At 38.5% G+C, this 2,584-nt stretch carries 4 protein-coding genes; 2 read left to right on the forward strand and 2 right to left on the reverse strand.

The window, feature by feature from the left end; genetic code table 11:
* Together JUK32_RS00805 and JUK32_RS00810 are read left to right on the forward strand one after the other, a co-directional pair.
* A partial coding sequence (locus JUK32_RS00805; protein WP_204136964.1) for a hypothetical protein occupies positions 1–382 on the forward strand: 382 nt, incomplete at its 5' end.
* Positions 373–612, forward strand: coding sequence for a DUF2283 domain-containing protein (locus JUK32_RS00810; protein WP_204136965.1), 240 nt, complete (start codon positions 373–375; stop codon positions 610–612). The genes JUK32_RS00805 and JUK32_RS00810, both read left to right, overlap by 10 nt.
* Positions 613–792: 180 nt before the next feature.
* Here JUK32_RS00810 and JUK32_RS00815 read toward each other — a convergent pair whose 3' ends face one another.
* Positions 793–1,476 (reverse strand): hypothetical protein, encoded by a 684-nt coding sequence (locus JUK32_RS00815; RefSeq protein WP_204136966.1) that lies wholly within the window; start codon positions 1,474–1,476, stop codon positions 793–795.
* A gap of 4 nt (positions 1,477–1,480) precedes the next feature.
* Complete coding sequence (locus JUK32_RS00820) at positions 1,481–2,344, reverse strand: hypothetical protein (protein WP_204136967.1); 864 nt, start codon at positions 2,342–2,344, stop codon at positions 1,481–1,483.
* Between the last annotated feature and the right edge of the window lie 240 nt (positions 2,345–2,584).

Consider the following 2,584-nt stretch of genomic DNA (forward strand, 5'->3'; position numbering starts at 1 on the left):
CATGGCAACTCTCAGGGGGCACAGTGATGGGTTGCCTCTAGCATGTCACAGACCCTTTTTTCTTGCGCTTACCCTGGTTACTTCTGTCAATGGAGTTCCCATCCGGTTAACAGAAGAACGGTGGAGTCATATTCTTGAGCAGCATCCTGAATTAGAGGACTACCAACCGCTAATTTTGACCACAGTGGAAAATCCTGAACAGGTGTTGGACGGTGGCAATGGTCAATTGATTGCTGTGCGCTCAATTGCTTCTGGCAAGTGGCTATTGGTGGTTTACCGCGAGATTGAAAACCAGGGTGTGATTGATGATGGCTTTATTGTCACTGCCTTTTTTAATAAACGATCGCGATATTTGGAGGGGAAGAAACAAGTATGGCCCTAACTCAATCGGTCGAAATTAATCGTTATCTGAATATCGCGAAGGCTCTGCAAACCGTGGAACAGCGTCCTTGCTGGATGATGTTCGACTCTGAAGCTGACGTTTTGTACATCAATTTTCAAAACCCTGCTCAAGCTGCAACCGATAGCGAAGTCACCGATGATGATGTGGTAATTCGGTATTCCGGAGACGAGGTAGTTGGCTTAACCATTTTGTCCGTTAGCCAGCGGTAGGCTGTAGCGATATGTGCGAAGTTTGTAGGAGCGATCGCCTCAGCAATGGGGCGATCGCTTGAGCTTTAATTCAAATGTTGATTCAGGTATTACTCAGAAGTCTTCATTAGACACAAAAGTGGATCGAAATCCTTCTCCTGACAATAGTATAAGTATGATTCAGTTTTGAGCACTATTTTTTTAGCCAGCTTCATAGTCCTTTCCTAGCAAAGCCCTTTCCATAATAACAAGAGGCATTAGCTTCCTTAGAAAAAACTTTGTACTCTTCTCCTGAACATACAAGATAGCCACTAGAGAAATAAAGCAAAAAAATAAATCAAAATAGCAAATAATTAAACTTCCTCTATAAACAGAAATCAAAAAAACATATACGAAAGATACGAAGGAAACCCAAAGGCATGCCATGAAGAATCTCCCCAAAGTATGATTTCGAGAGATATGCTTCTCCTTTTCTTCAATCCTCTTTTGCAAACCTTTTACCAAGAAGAGATTCACTGCTTCGTTATCTGATTTGACCTGATCGGCTTTTTTGATATGAAAATTAATACGCTCCTCTAATCCAATACCTTTTGATATTAAGTTAAACCATCTTGATTTTATAAAAGAATAAAATTGATCAGTTAAAAATGCTCCAATCAAACTAATAACAATATCTCTTATGAGTACGTTCTTGATTGGAGTCTCAGCGATATCGAGCAGTGAAAAGACATTATATGAAAGCAATACCTTCCATACTCCTAGCTCAGGATCCCAAACAACAATGCACAAAACGTATAAGACAGAAATAATAATAACAGGAGGAGCAAGAAAACCGGAAAACTCCTCAAAGTATACTCTTTTTATTTCAGCTATTATTTCATCCATTCTATTATCCGAGAAACATTAAAAAATATACGTCTCCCGACGAAAGATCATACGAGCCACTTTCAATTACTGGAGCAGCAATAAACTGAAACTGTTCGCTCTTTTTGCCGATATAGGGTGAGAAGTCAACCAAGTCATCTAAGACTGTAAAGAAAACATTCATCTGTCTCTTGGAGGTCGTATTATAGATTTTAGCTTTTAAATTAATATTATCAGCGGAAACCAATGTGGCAGTAAGAGCAAATGGTTTTCCCAGTGTTTTATGAGATACTATCTTCCCGAATCTCTCAGCAATCACACTGTTAAAAGTAAATGTATTTGTCTCATCGCCTTTGATAGTTATCTCAATTATATTGTCCCCTTCATTATTTCTAACCGGGTTTATAGCTCTGTCAACATATTTATTGATTGACCTATCTCCAAACTCTCGTATTATCTTGTCTCCGGGATTTGCGACAAATTCAGAATATTCTTGTATACTCTGAATGCCATTCGTCTCAATGATTCTCTTTGTTAATTCCACTTGTTCTTTGACATCAGACAGCTCTAGATCTTCTCCTTCTTTTGCAGCTTTTTCATGCTGGCTAAAAAAAGATCTTTTCAGTCTATTTAGAGGGGTAATAAGCTCAGAACTTTGTTCATTGAAATTGAATCCAATGCTCGAATACTGAACCCCCTCAAATAGCAGTATTGCTCTTCGATAGTCCTCTTTTCGCATATATTCATTTTTTCTAATTCCTCCTCTTTCAATATCCAGATACGCTCTCTCAAATGCTTTTTCTGTGTAGAACAAGGTGTGGGCTAAAATTCCCATTGGGATTTGGTTGTTTTGTACAAAATCACCGGCAAATCTAACTTTTAGAGTCATATTTTATTTATCAGACTGACTAACTTATTGGATAGCATTGATTTGATGATTTTGGTGTAGTTGAAATATTTAAAAATAGTTTTACAGACAAGAGTTAAATCTATAGAAGAAACGCGATGTCATACATAGAGGGAACTTGGCTCTTTGGGAAAGAGTAATCGCGTTGGCTCAATCTGGGTTTTGGGGAGCTAGCCCAATACGGTCTCTAACAGGTTACCTAACAGGGCTTTACCCCGCCTT

The sequence above is a fragment of the Halomicronema sp. CCY15110 genome, assembly GCF_016888165.1.
In the GTDB taxonomy this organism is placed as follows: domain Bacteria; phylum Cyanobacteriota; class Cyanobacteriia; order Phormidesmidales; family Phormidesmidaceae; genus Halomicronema.

What these genes read in the sequence shown, in the direction of transcription:
- JUK32_RS00810 (WP_204136965.1), top strand. Translation starts at nt 373, where the DNA reads ATGGCCCTAACTCAATCGGTCGAAATTAATCGTTATCTGAATATCGCG.
- JUK32_RS00820 (WP_204136967.1), bottom strand. Translation starts at nt 2,344, where the DNA reads ATGACTCTAAAAGTTAGATTTGCCGGTGATTTTGTACAAAACAACCAA.
- JUK32_RS00815 (WP_204136966.1), bottom strand. Translation starts at nt 1,476, where the DNA reads ATGGATGAAATAATAGCTGAAATAAAAAGAGTATACTTTGAGGAGTTT.